Genomic DNA, 25,794 nt, shown 5'->3' with positions numbered 1-25,794 from the left:
GATCGCGGGCATGGCCCGCTCCTACGTGAGGCTATGACCATCACTCATCCCCCAGATGTTCGCGGGCCAGTTCGTGCAGCGAGCGGACGGCGGGTTTCGGGGCGCTGTGGTTTTGCGTCCAGGGGCCGAGCTTGCTCGGTGTCAGGCCGCGCAGACGCGTGGCGAGGAACAGGAAGCCGCGATACAGCCGCGGCGAGCGGTTGAGGTGGCGCCAGGCATTCCACAGCCAGCGCTCCGTACGCGAATACTTGCTGCCTTGGCCACGCATGACTGGGTGCGGAGCGTTCGGGGGCTTGACGTTCTCTTCGCGCAAACGTCGCAGCAGGGCCGGGATCGGAATCTTCACCGGGCAGACTTCGCCGCAGGCGCCGCACAGCGACGAGGCGCTGGGGTGATCCGGAACCTTCGCCAGGCCGACCAGATGCGGGGTGATGATCTTGCCGATCGGCCCGGGGTAGACCTCGCCGTAGGCGTGGCCGCCGATGCGGGTATAGACCGGGCAATGGTTCATGCAGGCGCCGCAGCGGATGCAATTGAGCGTCTGACGCAGCTCGCCGTCGGCGAAGGCCTGGCTGCGGCCGTTATCCAGCAATAGCAGATGCACTTCCTGCGGGCCGTCGAGTTCGTGGGCCTGGCGTGGGCCGGAGATCAGGTTGACGTAGGTGGTGATCGGCTGGCCCAGCGCCGAGCGGGTCAGCAGCGAGAGCAGCGGCACCACGTCGCGCAGGTGCTCGACGACCTTTTCGATGCCGGTCACGGCGATATGCACCGGCGGCACCGTGGTCGACATGCGGCCGTTGCCCTCGTTCTCGACGAGCAGCAGGGAGCCGGTTTCGGCCACCGCGAAGTTGACGCCCGAGACGCCGATATCGGCCTCGAAGAACTTCTGCCGCAGCACGCGGCGACCGGTCTGAATAAGTTGGTCGACGTCCTTGGTGTACTCCACGCCGAGTTTGTCGTGGAACAAGGACGCGACCTGGCCGGCATTCTTGTGGATCGCCGGCATAATGATATGGGAAGGCTTCTCGTGGTCGAGCTGGACGATGAACTCGCCCATGTCCGACTCCAGGCATTCAATGCCCTGTTCGGCGAGGACATGGTTCATCTCCATCTCTTCGCTGACCATCGATTTGCCCTTGATCACTTGCCGCGCCTCGTGAGCACGGATGATCGAGAGGACGATGGCATTCGCCTCGTCCACGGTTTCCGCCCAGTGCACCTTCACACCGTTGCGGGCCAGGTTCTGTTCCAGTCGCTCGAGCAGGTCGGGCAACTTGGATAGCGCGCGGGCACGGATGCTGTTGCCCAGGGCACGCAGCCGTTCGCGTTCATCGGCATCGCCGAAGGCCGCCGCCCGCTTGCTCATCAGCGAATCCATGGCGCTGCGGAAGTTGCTCCGCAGTTGGCTGTCGCCCAGCGCCTGGTGGGCGCGGGTCTTGAAGTCTGCGTGCAGTTGCACGCTGGGGATCAGTGATTGACTGCTCATTCCCCACCTCCGGTGCGTTGCCAGAGGAAACTCGCTAAATGATGCCCGCGTAGCGCTTGCTGTTGTTTCTCCAATGCGCCGTTGATGTTCATCAAACAGCCGCAGTCGGCGCTGATCACCTGCTGTGCACCGGATTCCTGCAGCGCGCGGGTCTTGTCCGCGACCATGGCACCGGAAATATCCGCCATGCGCACCGAGAAGGTGCCGCCAAAACCGCAGCACTCGCTCTCGTGATCGTGCTCCACTCGCTCCACCTGGGCCAACTGCGCGAGCAGGGCGCGGCCGTGCAGGTGGGTGTTCATTTCGCGGCGGGCCGAGCAGGAGGTGTGCAGCGCCACCTTGACCGGCTCGCCGCGGTCCTGCAGCCGTACCTTGCACACGCACAACAGAAACTCGGCCAGCTCATAGGTGCGCTCGGCCAGGGCCTGCACCTGCTCGAGGGTGGCCGGCTCGTCCTTGAACAGCTCGGCATAGTGCTCGCGCAGCATCCCGGCGCAGGAGCCGGACGGCACCACCAGCGGCCAATCGCCGGCGAACAAGGCCAGCTGCGCGCGCGCGACTTCCCGTGCCTGCTCGGTGTAACCCGAGGTGTAGGCCGGCTGCCCGCAGCAACTCTGCCCCTGCGGGAAGTGCACCCGGATGCCTTCGCGTTCCAGCAGGTGAATGGCAGCCATCCCCGCTTCGGGAAAAAACACATCCACGACACAGGTGCCGAACAGATAGACCTGCGCGGGCTTGCGCGCGGGGTATTGGCGCGGCTTTGGCTGCGGCGGCGCGACGCGGGTCGCGTTGGGCACGGCGTTATGGAACAGCTCGCTCATCAGGCGTTTCTCCGGGTTGGCCCGGTTATCCGCCCAGCTTAGCTGCCGAAGCTTTCGGCAGCCTTGCAGGGCGGTTGGTGAATAGCTGGCAGCGGGCAAGCCCGGCGCCGAGTGTGGTGCTTGTACTGCATGAATCTCTGGATGCGTTGTGAGTCGTCGTTCCCGCGCAAGCGGGAGCCCGGATGCCTCGGCGTTTCTGCAGTTCTGCCGAGGCGGGGCTGACGGCTTAGCTTCAGAGGTTCATTAGTGAACCAGCATGCCGGTGAACACATAGGCCTGCGCCAGGGTGATCAGACCGACGAGGGTGGCGAACATCAGGCTGTGCTTCAGGGTGAAGCGAAACAGGTCCGATTCCTTGCCGACCAGGCCGGTGGCGGCGCAGGCCACGGCGATCGACTGCGGCGAGATCATCTTGCCGGTCACGCCGCCACTGGTGTTGGCCGCCACCAGTAGGGTGTCGTTGACGCCGATCTGGTGCGCCGTGGTCGCTTGCAGCGAGCCGAACAGTGCGTTCGAGGAGGTGTCCGAACCGGTCAGAAACACTCCCAGCCAGCCGAGGAACGGCGAGAAGAACGGGAAGGCCGCACCGGTGCCGGCGAGAACCAGGGCCAGGGTGGTCGACATACCGGAGAAGTTGGTGACGAAGGCGAAGGCCAGCACCATGCCAATCGACAGAATCGGCCAGCGCAGCTCGACCAGGGTCTCCTTGAGGGTGGTCAGACCAATTTTTGCGTGGATGCCGAGAACCAGCATCGAGATCAGTGCCGAGAAGAAAATCGCCGTACCGGTGGCGGAAACCGGGTCCAGTTTGAACACGGCGGCCATCGGAGTCGGGCTGGCGACAATCGGCGCGACTTTCAGCACCAGTTGATCCAGGTGCGGAATGGCGAAGTAGAACACCCAGCTTTCCAGCGCGCCGCCCGTGGCGAACAGGGCCTTGAACGGCTTCAGGGTCCAGATCGTCACCAGCACGGTGAGAATCAGGAACGGCGACCAGGCTTTGAGGATTTCGCCCAGGCTGTAAGGCGAGGGCGTGCTGCTGCGCGGCCCGCCGAAACCGCCGACTAGCGCGGCACCGCCGGCCGTGACGCCGAGCACTTGCGCCTCGGTGGCGCGCTGCGGTTGCCAGACCTTGAGGAACAGCGTCAACGACACCAGGCTGACCAGCGCCGAGGTGATGTCCGGCAGTTCCGGGCCGATGTAGTTGGAGGTGAAGTACTGGGTGATGGCAAAGCTGGCGCCGGCCACCAGGGCGGCAGGCCAGGTTTCCTTGATGCCTCTGAAACCATCCATCATAAACACCAGCCAGAACGGCACTATGATCGACAGCAGCGGCAGTTGGCGGCCGGCCATGGCGCCGATCTTGAACGCGTCGATGCCGGTGACCTGGCCGGCGACTATGATCGGAATGCCCAGGGCGCCGAAGGCCACTGGCGCGGTGTTGGCGATCAGGCACAGACCGGCGGCGTACAGCGGGTTGAAACCCAGGCCGACCAGCAGGGCCGCGGTGATCGCCACCGGCGCACCGAAGCCGGCGGCGCCTTCGAGGAAGGCACCGAAGGAGAAGCCGATCAGCAAGACCTGTAGGCGCTGGTCGTCGGTGATCGACAGTACCGAGCTGCGGATCACCTCGAACTGCCCGCTTTTCACCGTCAGCTTGTAGAGAAATACCGCCGCGACAATGATCCAGGCGATCGGCCACAGGCCATAGGCGAAGCCGTAGCCGGCGGCGGCAAACGCCATGTCGGCCGGCATCTGGAAGGCGAAGATGGCGACCAGTATCGACAGCGCCAGGGTGACGGTGCCGGCGACATGGCCCTTGAGGCGGAATACCGCGAGGGCGAGGAAGAAAAAGGCGATGGGGATAACGGCCGCCAGTGCCGACAGGCCAAGGCTGCCGAGTGGGGTGTATAGCTGTTGCCAGGCTTGCATCGTGGGTTGGCTCCCTGATTATTGTTGGGTGTGCCTTATGTCGGGTCATTTGGGCCGGGCGCTTGTGGCGTCCAGCCAGGCAAAATAGTGACCGCAACTCGCGTGTCGGCTTAATTGGTAATACCAATTTACAATCTCGACGGCTCAGGGTAAAAGCCTTGCAGCGAGTCTGTCAATTTGTCGGCCTGCGACTTTGGTCGAGGCTGGTTGCGCTTGGTTGTTCTTGTCGCGCTGTCGGAGGCTGGTTAGGCTGCGGCTAACAGGTGGCAATGCACGGATTTAGACAGCCCGGCCGCCGGTCGGGCAGGGTGGAGAGGGTTATGGGCTTCGGTCAGGTACAGCAGCGCCGTTTGTCGGACGATATCGTTGCGCAGCTCGAGGGGATGATTCTCGAAGGCACGCTCAAGGCCGGCGAGCGCCTGCCTGCGGAGCGCGCGCTGGCCGAGCAGTTCGGCGTGTCGCGACCCTCATTGCGTGAGGCGATTCAGAAGCTGGCGGCCAAGGGCTTGCTGATCAGCCGGCAGGGGGGCGGCAACTATGTCGCGGAGTCCTTAGGGTCGACTTTCAGTGATCCGCTGCTGCATTTGCTGGAGAGCAACCCCGAGGCGCAGCGTGATTTGCTGGAGTTTCGCCACACGCTGGAAGGCTCCTGTGCCTATTACGCCGCCCAACGGGCGACCGAGCTGGACCATCGGCGTCTGCGCGAAGCCTTCGAGGCGCTGCAGGACTGTTATGCGCGTGAGGGCAAGGTCAGTCGTGCCGAAGAGGGCGCCGCCGATGCGCGCTTTCACCTGGCGATCGCCGAGGCCAGCCACAACGCGGTGTTGCTGCACACCATTCGCGGCTTGTTCGACCTGTTGAAGCGCAACGTGGTGACCAATATCGGCGGCATGTACGCGCTGCGCAGCGAGACCCGCAAGATGCTGATGCAGCAGCACGGCGAGTTGTATCGGGCGATCATCGAGGGGCGTGCCGAGGCGGCGCGGGAAGTATCCAATCGACACATCCATTACGTGCAGGAAGTGCTGGCGGAGGGCTTGCAGGAGGCGCAGCGAGTGGCGCGAGCGGAGCGGCGGCAGGGTTTTTAGAAGGTAGCTGCTGCACTATCGGAGCGCACGACCGATAGTGCGCCCCACACCGTCAGCCCCGCGTAGGCGGAGAGCCAGAGACGCTTCGGCAGCTGGCTATTCGTCTTTGCCCTTGTTACGAACTGCGCGCTGCAGTTCGCGATCGGAGTCGCGCTCGCGTTCGGTATGGCGCTTGTCGTATTCCTTCTTGCCTTTGCCCAGGCCGATTTCGCACTTGATCAAGTGCTGCTTCCAGTACATCGACAAGGCCACGCAGGCGTAACCCTTCTGCTGTACGGAGGTGGTCAGCTTTTCCAGCTCGCGCTTGTTGAGCAGCAATTTGCGCGTGCGCACGGGGTCGGCGATGACATGGGTGCTGGCGGCGGTCAGTGGCGCAATGTGGCAACCGATCAGCCAGGCTTCGTCATTCTTGAGCAGCACGTAGCTGTCGACCAACTGCGCTTTGCCGGCCCGCAGGCTTTTCACTTCCCAGCCGGCCAGGACCATGCCCGCCTCGAACTTGTGCTCGATGAAGTAGTCGTGCCGGGCTTTCTTGTTTTGGGCAATGGTGCCCTGAGGGTGTTTCTTTTGCTTAGCCATAGGCGCGGCATTATAGGGAGTCGTCGGCCGGCTGGCGACAGTTTAGGCGTCTGTAGAATTTTGACCTAGGGTCTCGGGCGAGGCGGGTTTTTTGTTGTTCTGGGTCGCCTGCTTGTGGTTGCCGCAGTTCGTCCCGCGACGCAAAAAACTGGCGAGTCCCACAGGCGCTCTCGTCTCGGCCAAGCCCTGGTGGCGCAAAGGCTTGAGGGGCCTGGATGAATCTCGGAGAATGCGCGCTCTTTTGCAGGCACCACGGGTATCTACATGGCGGGCGACAAGGTTTCGATCCACGGTTCCTGGGCTAGTCGCTGGGTCTTCATCCTGGCGGCTACGGGCTCGGCGGTGGGCTTGGGGAGTATCTGGAAGTTCCCCTATATGACCGGCGTCTACGGCGGCGGAGCCTTTGTCCTGGTGTTTCTGCTGTGCATCGCGCTGCTCGGTTTGCCGGTGATGTTGGCAGAAACCTTGATCGGTCGACGGGCCCGGCAAAGCCCGGCGAACGCCCTGCGCGATCTGGCGATCGAGGCCGGTCACTCGGCTAAGTGGTCGTGGGCGGCGTTTGCCGGGATGATCACGGCGCTGTTGATCCTGTCGTTCTACAGCGTGGTGGGTGGCTGGTCGCTGGATTACATCATCGACATGGGCCGCGGCGATTTCCAAGGCGTGGCACCCGAGCAGGCCGGGGCGTATTTCGCCCGGATGATTAGCGATCCCTGGCGGCTGACGCTATGGCACAGCATTTTTATGCTGCTGTCGGCCTATGTGATCGCTCGGGGGGTGGTCGCAGGCCTGGAGCACAGCCTGCGGATCATGATGCCGCTGTTATTCCTGCTGCTGCTGATCTTGCTCGGCTACAGCCTGACCACCGGGCATTTCATGGAGGGCGTGCACTTCATGTTCAATTTCGATACCTCGCGTCTGCTCGATGGCCTGCTGCCCGCCATGGGCCATGCGTTCTTCTCGCTGAGTGTCGGGGTCGGTTCGATTCTGATCTACGGCGCATATATGCCGAAGAATTCCTCGATCTCCGGCACCATAGTCGGCGTGGCGTTGCTGGATACCTTCGTCTCGCTGCTGGCCGGTGTGGCGCTGTTCCCGATTGTGTTCGCCGCCGGTTTGAATCCGGGAGAGGGGCCGGGGCTGATGTTCGTCACCCTGCCGCTGGCCTTTGGTAACGTGGTCTTCGGTCAGTTGATGGGCATGGTGTTCTTCGTGCTGGTGGCGGTGGCGGCCTGGAGTTCGGCCATTTCCCTGCTGGAGCCGATGGTGGCTTACCTGGTCGAGCGCACTCGCGTGAGCCGGGTCTGGGTCACTACTGGGCTGGCGTTTATCTGTTGGTTTGTCGGTCTGGGCACGGTGTTCTCCTTCAATATCTGGAAGGAGGCCAGGTTCTTCGTCACTGGCGCCGACAGCTTCCAGCTCTATCAGTGGGGCGCGGCAGGCGGTTTGGACTTCTTCGGGGTGATCGACTTCTTTACCTCGCGCATCATGTTGCCGCTCGGTGGGCTGACCTTCGTGATCTTCGCCGGTTGGGTGATGGGCCGTGAGGCGGTGCGCGAGGAGTTGGCCATGCGCAGTCCGAAACTGTTTGCCCTGACCTTCTTGCTCATGCGCTATGTCGCGCCGCTGGGTATTCTCATCGTGTTTGCCGCGCAGTTATGGAAGTGAGCCCCGCATGACCACGCATATTCAACGCTCGGCCCTGCTGCCCTACCCGGCGCAGGCACTCTACGATCTGGTCAATGATGTGGCGCGCTATCCGGAGTTTCTGCCCTGGTGCTCGGCCACCGAGGTGCTGGAAGTTAGCGACAGCCATATGCGCGCCAGCCTGTCGGTGAGCAAGGCTCACCTGCACCAGCACTTTATGACCCGCAATCAGCTGATTCCCGGGCAGCGCATCGAAATGCAGCTGGAGGAGGGGCCCTTCACCCATCTGCATGGCATCTGGGAATTCAAGGCCCTGACGGACAAAGCCTGCAAGATCAGTCTGGATCTGTCCTTCGACTACGCCGGGCCGCTGGTGAGGGCGACCCTCGGGCCCTTGTTCAATCAGGCGGCCAATACCTTGGTCGATGCCTTCTGCCAAAGAGCCAAGCAGCTGCATGGATAAGCCAAGCATCAGGGTGGAAGTGGTCTATGCCCTGGCGGACCAGCAGAAACTGCTGCGCCTGAACCTGCCCTACGGCACCACGTTGCGGCAGGCCGCCGAGCAGTCCGGGATGGCGATGCATTTCCCGGAGCTGGATCTGGCGAGCTGCCCGCTGGGTATCTTCGGCAAGGCCGTCGCCAAGCCGGACGAGCGCGTGCTGGAAGAGGGTGAGCGGGTGGAGATCTATCGGCCGCTGATTGCGGACCCGAAAGAGGTGCGCAAGCAGCGCGCGGCGAAGGCGGCCAAGGCCAAGGCGGGCCAAGAGGGCGCCTGAGGCCGTTTTGCGCGCAGAAAAAAGCCCGGAATCTCCGGGCTTTTTCGTCTCGGCGCAGCGGTTATTGCGGCGAGGTTTCCAGTGGTGCGGGAGTCGGGACCGGGACGGTCTCGACGTTGTCCACTTCGCGCTGGATCTTTTCCAGCAGTGAGCCGGGCTTGGGCGGCTCTTCAGCTTTTGCTTGTTCGCTGGGCTTGGGCGCGGCTGCTGGGCTGCTGCCATCCTGGCCGAGGATCGCTTCGTCACGGCTGACGCCGGGCATGAAGTCGCCCGCGAGGCCGACCAATTGATCCTTGCCATCGAACAGGATGCTGACGCGTTCCTGCAGGCGCTGCGTGCCGCCTGGCTGGATGCTGTACAGATAGTCCCAGCGGTCGGCGTGGAAGGTATCGGTAATCAGTGGGTTACCCATGATAAAACGCACTTGACGACGGGTCATTCCAGGGCGTAACTGGTCTATCATGTCCTGCGTCACGACATTGCCCTGTTGAATGTCGATTTTATAAACCCCGGGGAATGAACAGCCGGCGAGTGCGAACAGTCCCACAAAGGTGAGGCTAGTCAGCAAGAGCTTGGTGTTTTGCATCGGTGGGTGACTTCCACTATCTTGGCTGGGCAACTTGACGTCCGATCATACCTGCATTGAAGGGAGCTGCGAAGCAGCAACCGCGAGAAAGCTGACCATGGTTGAAAATAGCGAACTACGAAAAGCTGGCCTTAAAGTGACCCTGCCGCGGGTCAAAATTCTGCAGATGCTCGACTCTGCCGAGCAGCGCCACATGAGTGCGGAAGATGTGTACAAGGCGCTGATGGAGGCCGGCGAAGATGTGGGGTTGGCCACGGTGTACCGTGTACTGACTCAATTCGAGGCCGCCGGTCTGGTGGTGCGGCACAACTTCGATGGCGGTCATGCGGTGTTTGAGTTGGCCGATGGCGGTCACCACGATCATATGGTCTGTGTCGATTCCGGTGAAGTGATCGAGTTCTTCGATACCGAGATCGAGAAGCGCCAAAAAGAGATAGTGCGTGAGCATGGTTTCGAGTTGGTGGATCACAATCTGGTGCTCTACGTGCGTAAGAAGAAGTAAGGCTTACCGATGCTGGTAATGAAAAGGCGACCCGAGGGTCGCCTTTTTGCTTTTATCGTAGGGCGTACTCGCGAGCAGTACGCCGTTGGTTACGGCGGGCTGTCGCTGCGCTCCGAGACCGCCCTACGCATTGGCGGCGGTGCTGACCATCTGCCGGGCGTGCGCCAGGGATTCCTCGGTCAAGTCGACGCCGCCGAGCATGCGGGCGATTTCTTCAATCCGTCCTGGGCCGTCCAGATTCGCCACTGCGGTGCGGGTGGCGTCGCTGCCGCGGGCTTTGTGCACGAACAGATGCTGGTGCCCTTGCGCGGCGACCTGCGGCAGGTGGGTCACGGTCAGCACCTGGCCGCGTGAACCGAGGCGGCGCAGCAGTTGGCCCACCACTTCGGCAGTAGGGCCGCCAATGCCGACGTCGACTTCATCGAAGATCAGCGTGGGGACTCGCGAGGTTTGCGCAGTGATCACCTGGATGGCCAGGCTGATGCGTGATAGTTCGCCGCCGGAAGCGACTTTCGCCAGGGCCTTGAGCGGCTGGCCGGGGTTGGCGCTGACCAGAAACTCCACTTGCTCCAGGCCTTGCGGGTGCGGATCGGTGGCGTTGGCACCGTGCAGTTCGATGTTGAAGCGTCCGCCCGGCATGCCCAGGCGCTGCATCTCGATTTCGACGGCGCTAGCCAGTTGCCCCGCCGCGCTATGCCGGAGCGTGCTGAGCTCGCAGGCCTTTTCTTGGTAATGGCGAGCGTAGGCGCAAAGTTCTTCGCTCAGGCGCTCGGCGGCCTGGTCGTCGGCGTTGAGGTTTTCCAGCTCTTCAAATAGCTGCTGTTGCAGGGCGGACAGTTCGCTCGGTGGTATCCGGTGCTTGCGCGCCAGGGTGTAGATAGTGTCGAGGCGCTCTTCGAGCAGTTGCTGGCGCGCGGGATCGGCGTCGAAGTGATCGAGAAAGCGGTTCAGTTCGCCGACTGCTTCTTCCACCTGGATCTGCGCGCTGGCCAGCAGGTTGACGGCTTCGCCAAGGGCGCCCTGTGGACTGTTGAACGCGCCGAGCCGCTGCAGGCTGCTGGTTAGCGCGGACAAGACGTTGCCGGCGTCGTTTTCACTGCATTGTTCCAGTACCAGGCGACAGGCGCTCAGCAGGCTTTCGGCATTGGCCAGGGCCTTGTGATCCTGTTCCAGTTGCGTCAGTTCGGTTTCGCCGAGTGCCAGGTTGTCGAGCTCTTCCAGTTGATAGCTGAGCAATTGATGGCGCGCGCGCTGCTCATCGCCGGCGCTGGACAGGCGTTCCAGCTCTTGTCGGGTTTGCCGCCAGCGCTGCGCGGCGAGTTGCACCTGGCGCGCCAGTTCCTGGCTGCCGGCGTACTCATCGAGCAGGCGGCGGTGAGTCTCGGGTTTGAGCAGCGACTGGTGTTCGTGCTGGTTGTGGATGTCGATCAGCAGTTCGCCGAGGGCTTTCAGGTCGCCTTGCGGGCAGGGTGAGCCGTTGATGTAGCCGCGCGAGCGACCTTCGGCGGTGATCACCCGGCGGAGGATGCACGGCCCGTCGCTCTCCAGGTCGCGCTCGGCCAGCCAGGCGCGGGCTTCCGGAATCTCGGCAAGATCGAAGCTGGCGAGGATATCCGCCTTGTCGGCGCCGGGCCGCACCACACCGCTGTCGGCGCGATCACCGAGGCACAGGCCGAGGGCGTCGAGCATGATCGACTTGCCGGCGCCGGTTTCACCGGTAATGACGCTCATCCCGCCATTCAGCTCGAGGTCGAGATGTTCGACGATGGCGTAGTTGTGCACGGATAGGTGTACCAGCATGGCGGAGCCCTCAGGCGTAAGACATGGTTATTTATACAGTGTTTGTTTTGTGCCTGACAATCCTCCGCCGCTCTTGAATCGGCAGATTGTGACCCCATATAAGCGGCAGAAACGTGAGTGAGGCTCGCGGTCGTTTTTGAGAGGAGAGACGCATGGCTGACGAACAGACCCTGAATTCCCAGAATCCTGGCGCGGAACCCGCTGCTGAGGCTGTATCGAGCGAAGATCTGGCTGCCCGCGTGCAAGCGCTGGAAGAGCAGCTGGCGGCCGCTCAGGATCAGGCTCTGCGGGTTGCGGCTGACTTACAGAACGTGCGCCGTCGCGCCGATCAGGATGTGGAAAAAGCCCACAAGTTCGCCCTGGAAAGATTTGCCAATGATCTGTTGCCGGTCGTCGACAGCCTCGAGCGCGGTCTTGAGCTGTCCAATCCGGATGACGAGGCGATCAAGCCGGTGCGTGAAGGCATGGAGCTGACGCTCAAGCTGTTCCAGGACACCCTGAAGCGTTATCAGTTGGAAGTCATCGACCCGCATGGCGCGCCGTTCAATGCCGAACACCATCAGGCCATGGCCGTGCAGGAAAGCACCAGTCTTGAGCCCAATAGCGTGCTCAAGGTGTTCCAGAAGGGTTATCTGCTCAGCGGTCGCCTGCTGCGTCCGGCCATGGTCGTGGTCAGCAAGCCCCCGGCCGAGACGCCACCTTCGATGGATGAGCAGGCTTGAAATTCGGCATCAGGCCCCCATCTATTAAGGCAGGCGATTCAGAGCTGCCGCGACCGGTGAAACCAGGGCGCGGCGCATTCAAGGTTCAAGGCACAATTTCGGGAGAGTGAAGATGGGCAGAATTATCGGTATCGACCTGGGGACCACCAACTCCTGCGTCGCGATTCTGGAAAACGGTACCGTCAAGGTCATCGAGAACGCCGAGGGTGCGCGCACCACGCCGTCGATCATCGCTTACAGCAACGACGGTGAAATCCTCGTCGGTCAGTCGGCCAAGCGTCAGGCGGTGACCAACCCGCACAATACCCTGTACGCGGTGAAGCGTCTGATCGGTCGTCGCTTCGAAGAGAACGTCGTCCAGAAAGACATCCAGATGGTTCCGTACAAAATCGTCAAGGCCGATAACAGCGATGCCTGGGTGGAAGTGAAGGGCCAGAAAATGGCTCCGCCGCAGATTTCCGCGGAAGTGCTGAAGAAGATGAAGAAGACCGCCGAAGACTACCTCGGCGAGCCTGTCACCGAGGCGGTGATCACCGTGCCGGCGTACTTCAACGACAGTCAGCGCCAGGCCACTAAAGACGCCGGCCGCATCGCCGGTCTGGACGTCAAGCGCATCATCAACGAGCCGACTGCGGCTGCATTGGCCTACGGTATGGACAAGGCCAAGGGCGACCACACCGTGATCGTTTATGACCTGGGTGGTGGCACCTTCGACATCTCGGTGATCGAGATCGCCGAAGTCGATGGCGAGCACCAGTTCGAAGTGTTGGCGACCAATGGTGACACCTTCCTCGGTGGTGAGGATTTCGACATCCGCCTGATCGACTACCTGGTCGACGAGTTCAAGAAAGAAAGCGGCATGAACCTCAAGGGCGACCCGCTGGCCATGCAGCGCCTGAAAGAGGCCGCCGAGAAGGCCAAGATCGAGCTGTCCTCCAGCCAGCAGACCGACGTTAACCTGCCCTATATCACCGCCGACCAGACCGGGCCGAAGCACCTGAACGTGAAGATCTCCCGCGCCAAGCTGGAATCCCTGGTGGAAGACCTGGTGCAGCGCACCATCGAGCCGTGCCGTATCGCGATGAAAGATGCCGGTATCGATGTGGGCGCGATCCATGACGTGATCCTGGTCGGCGGTCAGACTCGCATGCCGCTGGTGCAGAAGCTGGTGACCGACTTCTTCTGCAAGGAGCCGCGTAAGGACGTCAACCCGGACGAAGCCGTGGCCGTGGGCGCGGCGATTCAGGGGGCGGTGTTGGCTGGCGACGTGAAGGACGTGCTGCTGCTCGACGTCAGCCCGCTGACCCTGGGTATCGAAACCATGGGTGGCGTGATGACCGCGCTGATCGAGAAAAACACCACCATTCCGACCAAGAAGTCGCAGGTGTTCTCGACCGCCGACGACAACCAGGGCGCCGTGACCATTCACGTGTTGCAGGGCGAGCGTAAGCAAGCCGCGCAGAACAAGTCGCTGGGCAAGTTCGACCTGGCCGAGATTCCGCCGGCGCCGCGCGGTGTACCGCAGATCGAAGTGACCTTCGATATCGATGCCAACGGCATCCTGCATGTGGGCGCGAAGGACAAGGCCACCGGCAAGCAGCAGTCCATCGTGATCAAGGCCAACTCGGGCCTGTCCGAGGAAGAGATCCAGCAAATGGTGCGTGACGCCGAGGTGAATGCCGAGGAAGACCGCAAGTTCGAAGAGCTGGCGATGGCGCGTAACCAGGGTGACGCACTGGTGCACGCAACCCGCAAAATGCTCACCGAAGCGGGCGACAAAGCCACTGCGGACGAGAAAGCGGCGATCGAAAAGGCCTTGGGCGAACTCGAAGTGGCCGTGAAGGGCGACGACAAGGCGGCTATCGAAGCCAAGATCAACGCCCTGTCCGAAGCGACTACGCCGCTGGCGCAAAAAATGTACGCCGAACAGCCGCAGCCTGGTGAAGCGGCGCATGGGCATGACGAAGCGAAAGGCGGTGCTGACGATGTGGTCGATGCCGAGTTCGAAGAGGTCAAGGAAAACAAGTAAGCGTCCGCTTGCTTGCGCTCCAACCTGCCCAGCTAAAGCGTGGGCAGGTGTTGTCCGTCGCGCGGGAGCTTGCTCCCGCGTTGGCGTGTCTGGAGAAGGTGATTTAAGAGTGCTAAAGAATTATGGCTAAGCGTGACTATTACGAAGTGCTGGGTGTCGAGCGCGGCGCTAGCGAGGCGGAGCTGAAGAAGGCTTATCGCCGGCTGGCAATGAAGCACCACCCGGATCGCAACCCTGACGATAAAGCCTCGGAAGAGCGGTTCAAGGAAGCCAACGAGGCCTACGAAGTGCTGTCCGATGCGAACAAGCGTGCGGCCTTCGACCAGTACGGGCATGCCGGGGTCGATCCGAGCATGGGCGGCGGCGCTGGCGGTGCTGGGTTTGGCGGGGCGAACTTCTCCGATATCTTCGGTGATGTGTTCAGTGACTTCTTCGGCGGTGCCCGTGGCGGTTCGCGCGGCGGTGCGCAGCGCGGCAGCGACCTGCGCTACACCCTGGAGCTGAATCTGGAAGAGGCAGTGCGTGGCACCACCGTAACCATTCGAGTGCCGACGCTGGTCAATTGCAAAATCTGCGAGGGTTCCGGTGCGAAGAAGGGCACCAGCCCGGTGACCTGCACCACCTGTGGCGGCATCGGTCAGGTGCGCATGCAGCAGGGCTTCTTCTCGGTGCAGCAGGCTTGTCCGCGTTGCCATGGCAGCGGCAAGATGATTGCCGACCCCTGTGGCGCCTGTCACGGTCATGGTCGGGTGGAAGAGCACAAGACCTTGTCGGTCAAGGTGCCGCCAGGCGTCGACACCGGCGACCGCATTCGTCTGTCCGGTGAGGGCGAGGCGGGCGCCATGGGTGGCCCGGCGGGCGACCTATACGTCGTGGTCAATGTGCGCGAGCATGCGATCTTCCAGCGTGACGGCAAGCACCTGTACTGCGAAGTGCCGATCAGCTTCGCCGATGCGGCGCTGGGGGGGGAGTTGGAAGTGCCGACCCTGGATGGTCGGGTCAAACTGAAGATTCCGGAAGGCACGCAAACCGGCAAACTGTTCCGTCTGCGCGGCAAGGGCGTCGCCCCTGTGCGTGGCGGCGGTGCTGGCGACCTGATGTGCCGGGTCGCGGTGGAGACGCCGGTGCATCTGGATAAGCGCCAGCGTGAGCTGCTCGAAGAGTTCCGCAAGTCGCTGCTGGGCGATACCTCCCACTCGCCCAAGGCCAGTGGCTGGTTCGAGGGCGTGAAGCGCTTCTTCGGGGATGTGTAAGTAACCAGTTGCAGGCGTCAGGCGGCGAGCGCTGCCTGTACCTTGCAGCTTTGGGCTGGTAGCTGGGAGCTGGATTTATGCGACGTATAGCCGTAGTGGGTGCCGCTGGGCGCATGGGCAAGACCCTGATCGAAGCGATACAGCAGGCCGGTGCCTGCTTGACGGCGGCGGTCGATCGCCCGGACAGCAGCCTGATCGGGGCGGATGCTGGTGAGCTGGCGGCGCTCGGCAAGCTGGGCGTGCCGCTGTCGGGTGATCTGGCCGCGGTGCTGGACCGCTTCGATGTGCTGATCGATTTCACCCACCCGTCCGTGACCTTGCAGAACCTGGCGCTGTGCCGGCAGGCGGGCAAGGCCATGATCATCGGCACCACGGGTTTCAGCGCCGAAGAGAAACAATTGTTGGCGGAGGCGGGCAAGGAGATTCCCATCGTCTTCGCCGCCAACTTCAGCGTGGGCGTCAATCTCTGCTTGAAGCTGCTGGATACCGCCGCTCGCGTGCTGGGCGATGAGGTCGATATCGAAATCATCGAGGCGCATCACCGGCACAAGGTCGATGCGCCGTCCGGCACGGCGCTGCGCATGGGCGAAGTGGTGGCCAATGCCCTGGGGCGCGATCTGCAGAAGGTCGCGGTCTACGGTCGTGAGGGCCAGACCGGTGCGCGTGAACGGCAGACCATCGGCTTCGCCACAGTGCGTGCGGGGGATGTGGTCGGCGACCATACCGTGCTGTTCGCGGCGGATGGCGAGCGCGTGGAAATCACCCACAAGGCCTCCAGTCGCATGACCTTCGCCAGGGGGGCGGTGCGTGCTGCGTTGTGGCTGGAAGGGCAGCAGCCGGGGCTGTACGACATGCAGGATGTGCTGAGTCTGCGCTGAGACAGCTAAAGGGTTGTAATGGCGGGTAGACCAAAAAGGCCTTTTTCTGTAAGCTACAGCTTTAGTGTGTCCACTAAAAGCGCGCGGGAACTTGAAAAAGTGATTCGAAAAAAGCGGGGTGACGTGTCCAAGCGTCATCCCGCTTTTTTACAACCTGCGTACGCCCTGTCAGGCTTGATTGAACGGAGGTTTTCTTGACTAAGCCAGCCCTTAAACCAGCCATTTTGGCCCTTGCTGATGGCAGCATTTTTCGCGGCGAAGCCATTGGAGTCGACGGTCAAACCGTTGGAGAGGTGGTGTTCAACACCGCCATGACCGGCTATCAGGAAATCCTTACCGATCCTTCCTATGCCCAGCAAATCGTTACCCTGACTTATCCGCATATCGGCAACACCGGCACTACGCCGGAAGACGCCGAATCCAATCGCGTCTGGTCCGCCGGCCTGGTGATTCGCGATCTGCCCCTGGTGGCCAGCAACTGGCGTAGCACCCTGTCGCTGCCGGATTACCTGAAGGCCAACAACGTGGTGGCCATCGCCGGTATCGACACCCGTCGCCTGACCCGCATCCTGCGTGAGAAAGGTGCGCAGAACGGCTGCATCCTGGCTGGCGACAATATCTCCGACGAGCAGGCATTGGCTGCAGCCCGCGGCTTCCCAGGGCTGAAGGGGATGGATCTGGCGAAGGTCGTGAGCGCTAGCGAGCGTTATGAGTGGCGCTCGAGTGTCTGGAACCTGAAAAGCGACAGTCACCCGGAAATCGCCGCCAGCGAGCTGCCGTACCACGTGGTCGCCTACGACTACGGCGTCAAGCTGAACATCCTGCGCATGCTGGTCGAGCGCGGTTGCCGCCTGACCGTGGTGCCGGCACAGACTCCGGCCAGCGAAGTGCTGGCGTTGAAACCGGATGGCGTGTTCCTGTCCAATGGCCCGGGTGACCCGGAGCCGTGCGATTACGCCATCAGCGCAATTCGCGACATCCTCGAAACCGAGACTCCGCTGTTCGGCATCTGCCTCGGTCATCAGCTGCTGGCCCTGGCCTCCGGTGCCAAGACCGTGAAGATGGAACTCGGCCACCACGGCGCTAACCACCCGGTCCAGGATCTGGACAGCGGTGTGGTGATGATTACCAGTCAAAACCACGGTTTTGCGGTAGACGAAGCAACCCTGCCGGCCAATCTGCGCGCAACCCATAAGTCGTTGTTCGATGGCACCCTGCAGGGCATCGAGCGTACCGACAAGGTGGCCTTCAGCTTCCAGGGGCACCCGGAAGCCAGCCCGGGCCCGATGGATGTCGCGCCACTGTTCGACCGCTTTATCGAAGCCATGGCCGCGCGGCGTTAATCAAGTCGCCTGGAAAACGTAGCGAGCGGCGCCTGGGCAAGGCGCCCGGAGCGCAACGACGAGACAGTACAAGCAGTACGGTGAGGAAGTGAGCAGCGCGCAACGCAGCACAGGCGCCGCGCAGTAGTTTTGAAGACGACTTGCCGACTGACCAACGGATTCGAGAGTAGAAAATGCCAAAACGTACAGACATTAAAAGTATCCTGATCCTCGGCGCCGGCCCCATCGTCATCGGCCAGGCCTGCGAGTTCGACTACTCCGGCGCCCAGGCCTGCAAGGCACTGCGCGAGGAGGGGTACCGGGTCATTCTGGTGAACTCCAACCCCGCGACCATCATGACCGACCCGGCGATGGCCGACGCGACCTACATCGAGCCGATCAAATGGCAGACCGTGGCCAAGATCATCGAGAAAGAGCGCCCGGACGCACTGCTGCCGACCATGGGTGGTCAGACCGCGCTGAACTGCGCACTGGATCTGGAGCACCACGGGATTCTGGAGAAATTCGGCGTCGAGATGATCGGTGCCAACGCCGACACCATCGACAAGGCCGAAGACCGCTCGCGTTTCGACAAGGCGATGAAAGACATCGGTCTGGCCTGCCCGCGTTCCGGTATCGCCCACAGCATGGATGAAGCCTATACGGTGCTCGATAAACTGGGTTTCCCGTGCATCATCCGTCCGTCTTTCACCATGGGCGGCACCGGTGGCGGTATCGCTTACAACCGTGAAGAGTTCGAGGAAATTTGCGCCCGCGGTCTGGACTTGTCGCCGACCAAAGAGCTGCTGATCGACGAATCGCTGATCGGCTGGAAGGAATACGAGATGGAGGTGGTCCGCGACAAGAAGGATAACTGCATCATCGTCTGCTCCATCGAGAACTTCGACCCGATGGGCGTGCACACCGGCGACTCGATCACGGTTGCGCCAGCGCAAACGCTGACCGACAAGGAATACCAGATCATGCGCAACGCCTCGCTGGCGGTGCTGCGTGAGATTGGCGTGGAAACCGGCGGCTCCAACGTGCAGTTCGGCATCTGCCCGGAAACCGGGCGCATGGTGGTGATCGAGATGAACCCGCGGGTGTCGCGTTCCTCGGCGCTGGCCTCGAAAGCCACCGGTTTCCCGATTGCCCGCGTCGCGGCCAAACTGGCGATCGGCTACACCCTCGACGAACTGCAGAACGAAATCACTGGCGGCAAGACCCCAGCGTCCTTCGAACCTTCGATCGATTACGTGGTCACCAAACTGCCACGCTTCGCCTTCGAAAAATTCCCCAAGGCCGACGCCCGCCTGACCACCCAGATGAAGTCGGTCGGTGAAGTCATGGCCATCGGCCGGACCTTCCAGGAGTCTCTGCAGAAAGCCCTGCGCGGTCTGGAAGTGGGAGTCAGCGGTCTGGACCCGAAACTCGACCTGAGCAACCCGGAAAGCCTGAGCGTGCTCAAGCGCGAACTGACCGTGCCGGGTGCCGAACGCATCTGGTACGTGGCGGACGCCTTCCGTGCCGGCATGAGCGTCGAAGACATCTTCGGCATGAACATGATCGACCCATGGTTCCTGGTACAGATCGAAGACCTGATCAAGGAAGAAGAGCGGATCAAGACTCTCGGTCTGGCCACCATCGACCGTGACGTGATGTTCCGTCTCAAGCGCAAAGGCTTCTCCGATGCGCGTCTGGCCAAGCTGCTCGGCGTCACCGAGAAGAGCCTGCGTCGCCACCGTCACAAGCTCGAGGTCTACCCGGTCTACAAGCGCGTCGACACCTGCGCGGCCGAGTTCGCCACGGATACCGCCTACATGTACTCGACCTACGAGGAAGAGTGCGAAGCCAATCCGTCGAGCCGCGACAAGATCATGATTCTTGGCGGCGGCCCGAACCGCATCGGCCAGGGTATCGAGTTCGACTACTGCTGCGTTCACGCGGCACTGGCGCTGCGCGAAGACGGGTACGAGACCATCATGGTCAACTGCAACCCGGAAACCGTGTCCACCGACTACGACACCTCCGATCGCCTGTACTTCGAACCAGTGACCCTGGAAGACGTGCTGGAAATCGTCCGCGTCGAGAAGCCGAAAGGCGTGATCGTCCAGTACGGCGGCCAGACCCCGTTGAAACTGGCACGTGCCCTTGAAGAAGCCGGCGTGCCGATCATCGGCACCAGCCCTGACGCTATCGACCGTGCCGAAGACCGCGAGCGCTTCCAGCAGATGGTCGAGCGCCTGAACCTGCGTCAGCCGCCAAACGCCACCGTGCGCAGCGAAGACGAAGCGATTCGTGCCGCGAGCAAGATCGGTTACCCGCTGGTGGTGCGTCCGTCCTACGTGTTGGGCGGCCGGGCGATGGAAATCGTCTACGAAGAAGAAGAACTCAAGCGTTACCTGCGCGAAGCGGTGCAAGTGTCCAACGACAGTCCGGTGCTGCTGGACCACTTCCTCAACTGCGCCATCGAAATGGATGTCGACGCGGTCTGCGACGGCACTGACGTGGTGATCGGTGCGATCATGCAGCACATCGAACAGGCTGGCGTGCACTCCGGTGACTCCGCGTGCTCGCTGCCGCCCTACTCGCTGCCGGCGCATATCCAGGACGAGATGCGCGAGCAGGTCAAGAAAATGGCCCTCGAGCTGGGCGTGGTCGGCCTGATGAACGTGCAGTTGGCGCTGCAGGGCGAAGACATCTACGTCATCGAAGTCAACCCGCGCGCCTCGCGTACCGTGCCGTTCGTGTCGAAGTGCATCGGTGTTTCCCTGGCCATGATCGCGGCTCGCGTCATGGCCGGTAAAACCCTGAAGGAAATCGGCTTCACCAAGGAAATCATTCCGAACTTCTACAGCGTGAAAGAGGCGGTGTTCCCCTTCGCCAAATTCCCTGGCGTTGACCCGATCCTCGGGCCAGAGATGAAGTCCACCGGTGAAGTGATGGGCGTCGGCGACACCTTCGGTGAAGCGTTCGCCAAGGCCCAGATGGGCGCCAGCGAAGTGCTGCCGACCGGCGGTACCGCGTTCATCAGCGTGCGTGACGACGACAAGCCACTGGTTGCCGGTGTTGCCCGCGACCTGATCAGCCTGGGCTTTGAAGTGGTCGCGACCGCTGGTACTGCCAAGCTGATCGAAGCGGCCGGGCTGAAAGTCCGTCGCGTCAACAAGGTGACTGAGGGGCGTCCGCACGTGGTCGACATGATCAAGAATGACGAAGTCACGCTGATCATCAACACTACAGAAGGCCGTCAGTCGATCGCCGACTCCTACTCCATTCGTCGCAATGCCCTGCAGCACAAGATCTACTGCACCACGACCATTGCTGCTGGCGAAGCTATCTGCGAAGCGCTGAAGTTCGGTCCCGAGAAGACCGTACGTCGCTTGCAGGATCTCCACGCAGGATTGAAGGCATGACTAAATACCCAATGACCGTCCAGGGTGCTCGCGCCCTGGAAGAAGAGCTCACTCACCTGACCAAGGTGGTCCGCCCGAAACTCAGCCAGGATATTGGCACCGCGCGTGAGTTGGGTGACTTGAAGGAAAATGCCGAGTATCACGCAGCCCGTGAGCAGCAAGGGATGGTCGAGGCGCGTGTTCGCGATATCGAAGGCCGCTTGCAGAATGCTCAGGTCATCGACGTCACGGCGATTGCGCGCAGCGGTAAAGTGATCTTTGGCACGACCGTCGAGATCGCCAATGTCGAAACCGATGATCGCGTGACCTATCAGATCGTCGGTGAAGACGAAGCCGATATCAAGCTGGGCAAGATTTCTGTCGGCTCACCCATCGCTCGTGCCTTGATCGCCAAGGAAGAGGGTGATGTCGTGGCGGTGAGAACCCCAAGCGGTGTGATCGAGTACGAGATTGTCGAAGTCCGTCATCTTTAAGCGTCAGCCGCTTAAGGCGGGGGCGATCAGTTGGCAATTGGCTCAGACCTTCTGGGTGGGTGGCCTGTGGTTGCTGCACTTCGTCCTGCTCCCCGCGTTGGGCAAAATGGGCTTGGCGCCGCTGCTGATCGAGGAGGTCGCCGGCACGCTAGGTCCATTGGTGGTTGGTCTGGCGGCTTTCTGCGCCTTTCTGCAGTTGTTGGTCTTGCTGCAGGCCGAGCGTTGGCCCAGTCTTTGGCGCGATATGCGTGGCCAGTTGCTGCTGACCATCTTGCTGATGGCCGCGAGTTATTTTGCGGTGCACGAATGGATGCCCGAGGCTGTGCGCTGGCTATTGTTTAATTATTTAGTGCTAGCCCTGTGCGGTTTGCTGCTGGTGTTGCAACCGGTGCCGGGCGAAGAGGGTGGCAGGGCGCGCCAAGCGCGCCACTGACGGTTGAAGCGGGAGCCCTTAGCTGTGGCGGCTGACGTTGGACAGCTGTTTGTTGGCTTTGGGGTTCTTGCGATAAATCAGCGCCATTTTGCCAATGACTTGTACCAGCTCGCTCTTGGCGGTTTTGCACAGTTCGGCAATCGCCGCTAGGCGATCTTCGCGTTCAGTGATTCTGAGCTGGATCTTGATCAGTTCGTGATCGCTCAGTGCGCGTTCCAATTCGGCTAGCACGCCTTCGGTCAAACCATTGTCAGCCACAATCAATACCGGTTTCAGATGGTGGCCGATAGATTTGTACTGTTTCTTCTGCTCCTGAGTGAGCGGCATAATCTGACCCCTGCGTCTGATCTGGTAAAAAGCGGCGGCCAGTTTACCCGAGCGACCCCGGGACCGCCCAGTTAATCACGCCCCGTTAATTTTGAGGTGCCCCGTGGCCCGTTCCAAGACTAGCCATCGTTGGCTGAAAGAGCACTTCGACGACCCCTACGTCAAAATGGCGCAAAAGGACGGCTATCGTTCGCGTGCTAGTTACAAGCTGTTGGAGATCCAGGAGAAGGATCGCATTCTGCGCCCAGGCATCACCGTGGTGGACCTGGGGGCGGCGCCTGGCGGCTGGTCGCAGGTCACCAGCCGGGTCATTGGCGATCGTGGGCGTTTGATCGCCTCGGATATTCTGGAGATGGATAGCATTCCAGATGTCACCTTTATTCAGGGTGACTTTACCGACGATCAAGTTCTGGCGCAGATCCTTGCGGCGGTCGGTGGCAACCCGGTAGACCTTGTGATTTCCGATATGGCCCCCAATATGAGTGGCTTGAGCGCTGTCGACATGCCGCGGGCGATGTTTCTGTGCGAGTTGGCACTGGATCTGGCCACGCGGGTGCTGCGCCCAGGTGGTGATTTTTTGATCAAGATATTTCAGGGCGAGGGTTTCGACGTCTACCTGAAGAGTGTTCGGGAGGCTTTCGATAAGGTGCAGATGCGCAAGCCGCTGTCTTCGCGCGACCGCTCCCGTGAGCAATACCTGCTCGCCCGCGGCTTTCGTGGGGGGCTAAACTGAAACCAACGGTCTTGGTTTCAGTCGAACTAAAGAGTTGTGACATGTTTTGGCTTTGCTGCGCTGACTGACGTTGTAGTGCCAGTGCCTCATAAAGGGTTACAGACGGTTCCTGCCAGGGGTGGGAGTTGTGTAGTAAGTTAGGCCGGTAAATAACCAGCCGTCATGCGAGGCACGTTCCAGCACGGGCCTGCTTCAGAGGGTAGCTAATTGAACGATATGGCAAAGAACCTGATCCTGTGGCTGATCATCGCCGCTGTCCTGGTGACAGTGATGAACAACTTCTCCAGCCCGAGCGAGCCACAGACGCTGAACTACTCGCAATTTATCGAGCAGGTCAAGGATGGCGCCGTGCAGCGAGTAACCATCGAGGGCTACACCATCAGTGGCGTTGGCACCGATGGCAAGCCGTTCACCACTGTGCGCCCGATGATCGAGGATCGTGGCTTGATCGGCGACCTGATCAACAACAGCGTGATCGTCGAGGGCAAAAAGCCCGAGCAGCAGAGCATCTGGACACAGTTGCTGGTTGCCAGCTTCCCGATTCTGGTGATCATTGCCGTCTTCATGTTCTTCATGCGCCAGATGCAGGGCGGTGCCGGCGGTAAAGGCGGGCCGATGAGCTTTGGCAAGAGCAAGGCGCGCCTGCTCTCGGAAGACCAGGTCAAGACCACCTTCGCCGACGTCGCCGGTTGCGATGAGGCCAAGGAAGAAGTCAGCGAGCTAGTGGAGTTTCTCCGCGACCCCGGTAAGTTCCAGCGCCTCGGCGGCCGTATCCCGCGCGGCGTACTGATGGTCGGTTCGCCGGGTACCGGTAAGACCCTGCTGGCCAAGGCAGTTGCCGGTGAGGCCAAGGTGCCGTTCTTCACCATCTCCGGTTCCGATTTCGTCGAGATGTTTGTCGGTGTGGGTGCGTCGCGGGTTCGCGACATGTTCGAGCAGGCCAAGAAGCATGCGCCCTGCATCATCTTCATCGATGAAATTGATGCCGTTGGTCGTCACCGGGGCGCCGGTATGGGCGGCGGTCATGACGAGCGTGAGCAGACTCTCAACCAGTTGCTGGTCGAGATGGATGGCTTCGAGATGAATGACGGCATCATCGTGATCGCCGCCACCAACCGTCCTGATGTGCTGGATCCGGCGTTGTTGCGGCCGGGCCGTTTCGACCGCCAGGTCGTGGTCGGTCTACCGGATATTCGTGGTCGGGAACAGATTCTGAAAGTCCATATGCGCAAAGTGCCGATGGGCGAAGACGTCAAGCCGGCGGTGATTGCTCGTGGCACTCCAGGATTCTCGGGCGCTGATTTGGCCAACCTGGTCAACGAGGCGTCGCTGTTTGCTGCGCGCGCGGGCAAGCGCCTGGTTGAAATGAAAGAGTTCGAGCTGGCCAAGGACAAAATCATGATGGGCGCTGAGCGCAAATCCATGGTCATGTCCGAAAAAGAGAAGCTCAACACCGCGTTCCATGAAGCGGGCCACGCCATTGTTGGGCGTTTGGTGCCGGAGCATGACCCCGTCTACAAGGTTTCGATCATTCCGCGCGGCCGTGCTCTGGGCGTGACGATGTTTCTTCCGGAGGAGGATCGTTACAGTCTGTCCAAGCGGGCGCTGATCAGTCAGATTTGCTCGCTGTACGGTGGGCGTATCGCCGAAGAGATGACGTTGGGCTTCGATGGCGTCACCACGGGGGCTTCGAACGACATCATGCGTGCCAGCCAGATTGCCCGGAACATGGTGACCAAGTGGGGGCTGTCCGAGAAGCTCGGCCCGCTCATGTACGCTGAAGAAGAGGGTGAGGTGTTCCTGGGCCGCAGCATGGGTACCCAGCACAGCAATATATCTGGCGAAACTGCCAAGATGATTGACCAGGAAATTCGCAGCATCATCGATCAGTGCTATAGCACGGCCAAGCGCCTGCTGGAAGAGAATCGCGACAAGCTGAATGCGATGGCTGAAGCACTGATGAAGTATGAAACCGTCGATGCTGAGCAGATCGATGACATCATGAATGGTCGCGAGCCGCGCGAGCCGCGTGACTGGCAAGATGGTGGGGACGATTCCGATACGTCGCTAAGCAAGCGAGATGACGTTGAGCTCCCCGAGAAGCCCATTGGTGGGCCGGCGGCCGAGCTATAGGCATGTCTCTAGCGCAATACCCAGACCGGCTGCCGTGTGGCAGCCGGTTTCTTGATTTAAGTCGCCCTCAAGTGATGGGCATCCTCAATGTCACCCCTGATTCCTTTTCCGACGGTGGGCGCTTTAGCCACGTAGATGCGGCGCTCAAGCATGCTGCAACTATGGTTGCCGCGGGCGCGGCTCTGATTGACGTAGGTGGTGAGTCCACCCGGCCGGGAGCTCGTGCGGTATCACCGGTCGAGGAGCTTGAGCGGGTCGCGCCAGTGGTTGAGGCGATTGCGCGTGAGCTGGATGTGATCGTCTCGGTTGATACCTCGACGCCGGCGGTCATGCGTGAAGTCGCTCGGCTTGGTGCGGGGCTGATCAATGATGTGCGCGCACTACGGCGCGAAGGCGCCTTGGAGGCGCTGGTCGCTAGTGGCCTGCCTGTGTGTTTGATGCATATGCGCGGTGAGCCGGGCAACATGCAGCAAAACCCGCACTATGCAAATTTACTGGGCGAGGTCAGCGATTTTCTGCTCGAGCGCCTGGCAGCTTGTGCGGCAGTCGGAATTGGCGCCGAGCGGGTGATCCTCGATCCGGGGTTTGGCTTTGCCAAGACGCTGGAGCATAACCTGAGCCTCTTCAAGCATCTGGAGGTCTTGCATGCGCTGGGTCGGCCGCTGTTGGTCGGTGTTTCGCGCAAGAGCATGATCGGCCAGGCACTGGGGCGTGAGGTGGGCGAGCGTTTATACGGTGGTTTGGCTTTGGCTGCTTTGGCAGTGGCCAAGGGGGCGCGCATCCTGCGAGTGCATGATGTGGCCGAGACAGTTGATGTCGTACGCATGATCACTGCTGTGGAAACGGCAGAATAAGAAA

Annotated in this window: 23 protein-coding genes; 16 read left to right on the top strand and 7 right to left on the bottom strand. The window is 61.4% G+C overall.

The annotated features are described in order from the left end of the window. Positions 1-40 precede the first annotated feature (40 nt). From FFS12_RS16510 to FFS12_RS16500, 3 genes are all read right to left on the bottom strand, one after another. A complete protein-coding gene (locus FFS12_RS16510) occupies positions 41-1,486 on the bottom strand; it encodes a LutB/LldF family L-lactate oxidation iron-sulfur protein (RefSeq protein ID WP_137888372.1) in 1,446 nt (481 codons plus the stop codon). Then, a complete protein-coding gene (locus FFS12_RS16505) occupies positions 1,483-2,307 on the bottom strand; it encodes a (Fe-S)-binding protein (RefSeq protein ID WP_137888370.1) in 825 nt (274 codons plus the stop codon). Before FFS12_RS16505 ends, FFS12_RS16510 begins: the two co-directional genes overlap by 4 nt. A gap of 243 nt (positions 2,308-2,550) precedes the next feature. Further along, on the bottom strand, positions 2,551-4,239 hold the full coding sequence (locus FFS12_RS16500) for a lactate permease LctP family transporter (protein ID WP_137888368.1): 1,689 nt from the start codon (positions 4,237-4,239) through the stop codon (positions 2,551-2,553). A gap of 320 nt (positions 4,240-4,559) precedes the next feature. Between FFS12_RS16500 and FFS12_RS16495 the strand changes: the two genes are divergently transcribed. Then, positions 4,560-5,327 (top strand): FCD domain-containing protein, encoded by a 768-nt coding sequence (locus FFS12_RS16495; protein WP_137888366.1) that lies wholly within the window; start codon positions 4,560-4,562, stop codon positions 5,325-5,327. A gap of 96 nt (positions 5,328-5,423) precedes the next feature. Here FFS12_RS16495 and smpB read toward each other — a convergent pair whose 3' ends face one another. Then, positions 5,424-5,906 carry an SsrA-binding protein SmpB gene (gene smpB / locus FFS12_RS16490; protein WP_119956215.1) on the bottom strand — a complete coding sequence of 161 codons (483 nt, stop codon included), beginning with the start codon at positions 5,904-5,906 and terminating at the stop codon, positions 5,424-5,426. Positions 5,907-6,170: 264 nt separating this feature from the next. On the opposite strand from smpB, the gene FFS12_RS16485 reads away from it, so the two are divergent. Genes FFS12_RS16485 through FFS12_RS16475 form a run of 3 tightly spaced genes read left to right on the top strand, consistent with a single transcriptional unit; the run spans position 6,171 to position 8,329 of the window. Then, a complete protein-coding gene (locus tag FFS12_RS16485; RefSeq protein ID WP_137888364.1) occupies positions 6,171-7,574 on the top strand; it encodes a sodium-dependent transporter in 1,404 nt (467 codons plus the stop codon). Positions 7,575-7,581: 7 nt separating this feature from the next. After that, positions 7,582-8,016, top strand: a complete 435-nt coding sequence (locus FFS12_RS16480; RefSeq protein WP_137888362.1) for a type II toxin-antitoxin system RatA family toxin — start codon at positions 7,582-7,584, stop codon at positions 8,014-8,016. Beyond that, the gene (locus FFS12_RS16475; RefSeq protein ID WP_137888360.1) at positions 8,009-8,329 is read left to right on the top strand and encodes an RnfH family protein; all 321 of its coding nucleotides are present in this window, start codon (positions 8,009-8,011) and stop codon (positions 8,327-8,329) included. The genes FFS12_RS16480 and FFS12_RS16475 overlap by 8 nt, the downstream gene beginning before the upstream one ends. Before the next feature lie 61 nt (positions 8,330-8,390). On the opposite strand, the gene FFS12_RS16470 is transcribed toward FFS12_RS16475, so the two are convergent. Continuing rightward, the gene (locus FFS12_RS16470; RefSeq protein WP_137888358.1) at positions 8,391-8,915 is read right to left on the bottom strand and encodes an outer membrane protein assembly factor BamE; all 525 of its coding nucleotides are present in this window, start codon (positions 8,913-8,915) and stop codon (positions 8,391-8,393) included. A gap of 97 nt (positions 8,916-9,012) precedes the next feature. On the opposite strand from FFS12_RS16470, the gene fur reads away from it, so the two are divergent. Next, the gene (gene fur / locus FFS12_RS16465; RefSeq protein ID WP_137888355.1) at positions 9,013-9,417 is read left to right on the top strand and encodes a ferric iron uptake transcriptional regulator; all 405 of its coding nucleotides are present in this window, start codon (positions 9,013-9,015) and stop codon (positions 9,415-9,417) included. A 123-nt stretch (positions 9,418-9,540) separates the two neighbouring features. Here the strand turns inward: fur and recN are convergent, their stop codons facing one another. Continuing rightward, entirely contained in the window at positions 9,541-11,217 is a 1,677-nt protein-coding gene (gene recN / locus FFS12_RS16460; RefSeq protein ID WP_137888353.1) for a DNA repair protein RecN, read from the bottom strand. 152 nt (positions 11,218-11,369) lie between these two features. Here recN and grpE point away from each other — a divergent pair, with 152 nt between their 5' ends. From grpE to FFS12_RS16420, 8 genes are all read left to right on the top strand, one after another. Beyond that, positions 11,370-11,939 (top strand): nucleotide exchange factor GrpE, encoded by a 570-nt coding sequence (grpE, locus tag FFS12_RS16455; protein WP_137888351.1) that lies wholly within the window; start codon positions 11,370-11,372, stop codon positions 11,937-11,939. A gap of 112 nt (positions 11,940-12,051) precedes the next feature. Then, the gene (dnaK, locus tag FFS12_RS16450) at positions 12,052-13,968 is read left to right on the top strand and encodes a molecular chaperone DnaK (protein WP_137888349.1); all 1,917 of its coding nucleotides are present in this window, start codon (positions 12,052-12,054) and stop codon (positions 13,966-13,968) included. A 122-nt stretch (positions 13,969-14,090) separates the two neighbouring features. Then, positions 14,091-15,221, top strand: coding sequence for a molecular chaperone DnaJ (gene dnaJ, locus FFS12_RS16445; RefSeq protein WP_137888347.1), 1,131 nt, complete (start codon positions 14,091-14,093; stop codon positions 15,219-15,221). Between the two features lie 77 nt (positions 15,222-15,298). Then, positions 15,299-16,099 carry a 4-hydroxy-tetrahydrodipicolinate reductase gene (gene dapB / locus FFS12_RS16440; protein ID WP_137888345.1) on the top strand — a complete coding sequence of 267 codons (801 nt, stop codon included), beginning with the start codon at positions 15,299-15,301 and terminating at the stop codon, positions 16,097-16,099. Between the two features lie 194 nt (positions 16,100-16,293). Further along, complete coding sequence (gene carA / locus FFS12_RS16435) at positions 16,294-17,442, top strand: glutamine-hydrolyzing carbamoyl-phosphate synthase small subunit (protein WP_137888343.1); 1,149 nt, start codon at positions 16,294-16,296, stop codon at positions 17,440-17,442. Between the two features lie 173 nt (positions 17,443-17,615). After that, positions 17,616-20,837, top strand: coding sequence for a carbamoyl-phosphate synthase large subunit (gene carB / locus FFS12_RS16430; RefSeq protein ID WP_137888341.1), 3,222 nt, complete (start codon positions 17,616-17,618; stop codon positions 20,835-20,837). Further along, positions 20,834-21,310: a transcription elongation factor GreA gene (greA, locus tag FFS12_RS16425; RefSeq protein WP_137888339.1), complete on the top strand. Its 477-nt coding sequence runs from the start codon at positions 20,834-20,836 to the stop codon at positions 21,308-21,310. Before carB ends, greA begins: the two co-directional genes overlap by 4 nt. After that, the gene (locus FFS12_RS16420) at positions 21,288-21,743 is read left to right on the top strand and encodes a DUF4149 domain-containing protein (protein WP_137888337.1); all 456 of its coding nucleotides are present in this window, start codon (positions 21,288-21,290) and stop codon (positions 21,741-21,743) included. Before greA ends, FFS12_RS16420 begins: the two co-directional genes overlap by 23 nt. A gap of 18 nt (positions 21,744-21,761) precedes the next feature. On the opposite strand, the gene yhbY is transcribed toward FFS12_RS16420, so the two are convergent. Further along, a complete protein-coding gene (gene yhbY, locus FFS12_RS16415) occupies positions 21,762-22,070 on the bottom strand; it encodes a ribosome assembly RNA-binding protein YhbY (protein ID WP_119956201.1) in 309 nt (102 codons plus the stop codon). 103 nt (positions 22,071-22,173) lie between these two features. Here yhbY and rlmE point away from each other — a divergent pair, with 103 nt between their 5' ends. From rlmE to folP, 3 genes are all read left to right on the top strand, one after another. Next, positions 22,174-22,803, top strand: coding sequence for a 23S rRNA (uridine(2552)-2'-O)-methyltransferase RlmE (gene rlmE, locus FFS12_RS16410; RefSeq protein ID WP_137888335.1), 630 nt, complete (start codon positions 22,174-22,176; stop codon positions 22,801-22,803). 216 nt (positions 22,804-23,019) lie between these two features. After that, positions 23,020-24,936 (top strand): ATP-dependent zinc metalloprotease FtsH, encoded by a 1,917-nt coding sequence (gene ftsH, locus FFS12_RS16405; RefSeq protein ID WP_137888454.1) that lies wholly within the window; start codon positions 23,020-23,022, stop codon positions 24,934-24,936. 2 nt (positions 24,937-24,938) lie between these two features. Beyond that, complete coding sequence (gene folP / locus FFS12_RS16400) at positions 24,939-25,790, top strand: dihydropteroate synthase (RefSeq protein ID WP_137888333.1); 852 nt, start codon at positions 24,939-24,941, stop codon at positions 25,788-25,790. Positions 25,791-25,794: the final 4 nt, after the last annotated feature.

Origin of the sequence: Pseudomonas sp. 2FE, assembly GCF_005503735.1 — a bacterium.
Taxonomy (GTDB): Bacteria; Pseudomonadota; Gammaproteobacteria; order Pseudomonadales; family Pseudomonadaceae; genus Aquipseudomonas.
The sequence above is the reverse complement of the archived record's forward strand: the minus strand, read 5'-3'. Positions and strand labels throughout refer to the sequence as shown.

Bases quoted from the DNA above. Each gene is read 5' to 3' on its own strand.
- FFS12_RS16510 (WP_137888372.1), bottom strand. From the start codon at position 1,486: ATGAGCAGTCAATCACTGATCCCCAGCGTGCAACTGCACGCAGACTTC.
- FFS12_RS16505 (WP_137888370.1), bottom strand. From the start codon at position 2,307: ATGAGCGAGCTGTTCCATAACGCCGTGCCCAACGCGACCCGCGTCGCG.
- FFS12_RS16500 (WP_137888368.1), bottom strand. From the start codon at position 4,239: ATGCAAGCCTGGCAACAGCTATACACCCCACTCGGCAGCCTTGGCCTG.
- FFS12_RS16495 (WP_137888366.1), top strand. From the start codon at position 4,560: ATGGGCTTCGGTCAGGTACAGCAGCGCCGTTTGTCGGACGATATCGTT.
- smpB (WP_119956215.1), bottom strand. From the start codon at position 5,906: ATGGCTAAGCAAAAGAAACACCCTCAGGGCACCATTGCCCAAAACAAG.
- FFS12_RS16485 (WP_137888364.1), top strand. From the start codon at position 6,171: ATGGCGGGCGACAAGGTTTCGATCCACGGTTCCTGGGCTAGTCGCTGG.
- FFS12_RS16480 (WP_137888362.1), top strand. From the start codon at position 7,582: ATGACCACGCATATTCAACGCTCGGCCCTGCTGCCCTACCCGGCGCAG.
- FFS12_RS16475 (WP_137888360.1), top strand. From the start codon at position 8,009: ATGGATAAGCCAAGCATCAGGGTGGAAGTGGTCTATGCCCTGGCGGAC.
- FFS12_RS16470 (WP_137888358.1), bottom strand. From the start codon at position 8,915: ATGCAAAACACCAAGCTCTTGCTGACTAGCCTCACCTTTGTGGGACTG.
- fur (WP_137888355.1), top strand. From the start codon at position 9,013: ATGGTTGAAAATAGCGAACTACGAAAAGCTGGCCTTAAAGTGACCCTG.
- recN (WP_137888353.1), bottom strand. From the start codon at position 11,217: ATGCTGGTACACCTATCCGTGCACAACTACGCCATCGTCGAACATCTC.
- grpE (WP_137888351.1), top strand. From the start codon at position 11,370: ATGGCTGACGAACAGACCCTGAATTCCCAGAATCCTGGCGCGGAACCC.
- dnaK (WP_137888349.1), top strand. From the start codon at position 12,052: ATGGGCAGAATTATCGGTATCGACCTGGGGACCACCAACTCCTGCGTC.
- dnaJ (WP_137888347.1), top strand. From the start codon at position 14,091: ATGGCTAAGCGTGACTATTACGAAGTGCTGGGTGTCGAGCGCGGCGCT.
- dapB (WP_137888345.1), top strand. From the start codon at position 15,299: ATGCGACGTATAGCCGTAGTGGGTGCCGCTGGGCGCATGGGCAAGACC.
- carB (WP_137888341.1), top strand. From the start codon at position 17,616: ATGCCAAAACGTACAGACATTAAAAGTATCCTGATCCTCGGCGCCGGC.
- greA (WP_137888339.1), top strand. From the start codon at position 20,834: ATGACTAAATACCCAATGACCGTCCAGGGTGCTCGCGCCCTGGAAGAA.
- yhbY (WP_119956201.1), bottom strand. From the start codon at position 22,070: ATGCCGCTCACTCAGGAGCAGAAGAAACAGTACAAATCTATCGGCCAC.
- ftsH (WP_137888454.1), top strand. From the start codon at position 23,020: ATGGCAAAGAACCTGATCCTGTGGCTGATCATCGCCGCTGTCCTGGTG.
- folP (WP_137888333.1), top strand. From the start codon at position 24,939: ATGTCTCTAGCGCAATACCCAGACCGGCTGCCGTGTGGCAGCCGGTTT.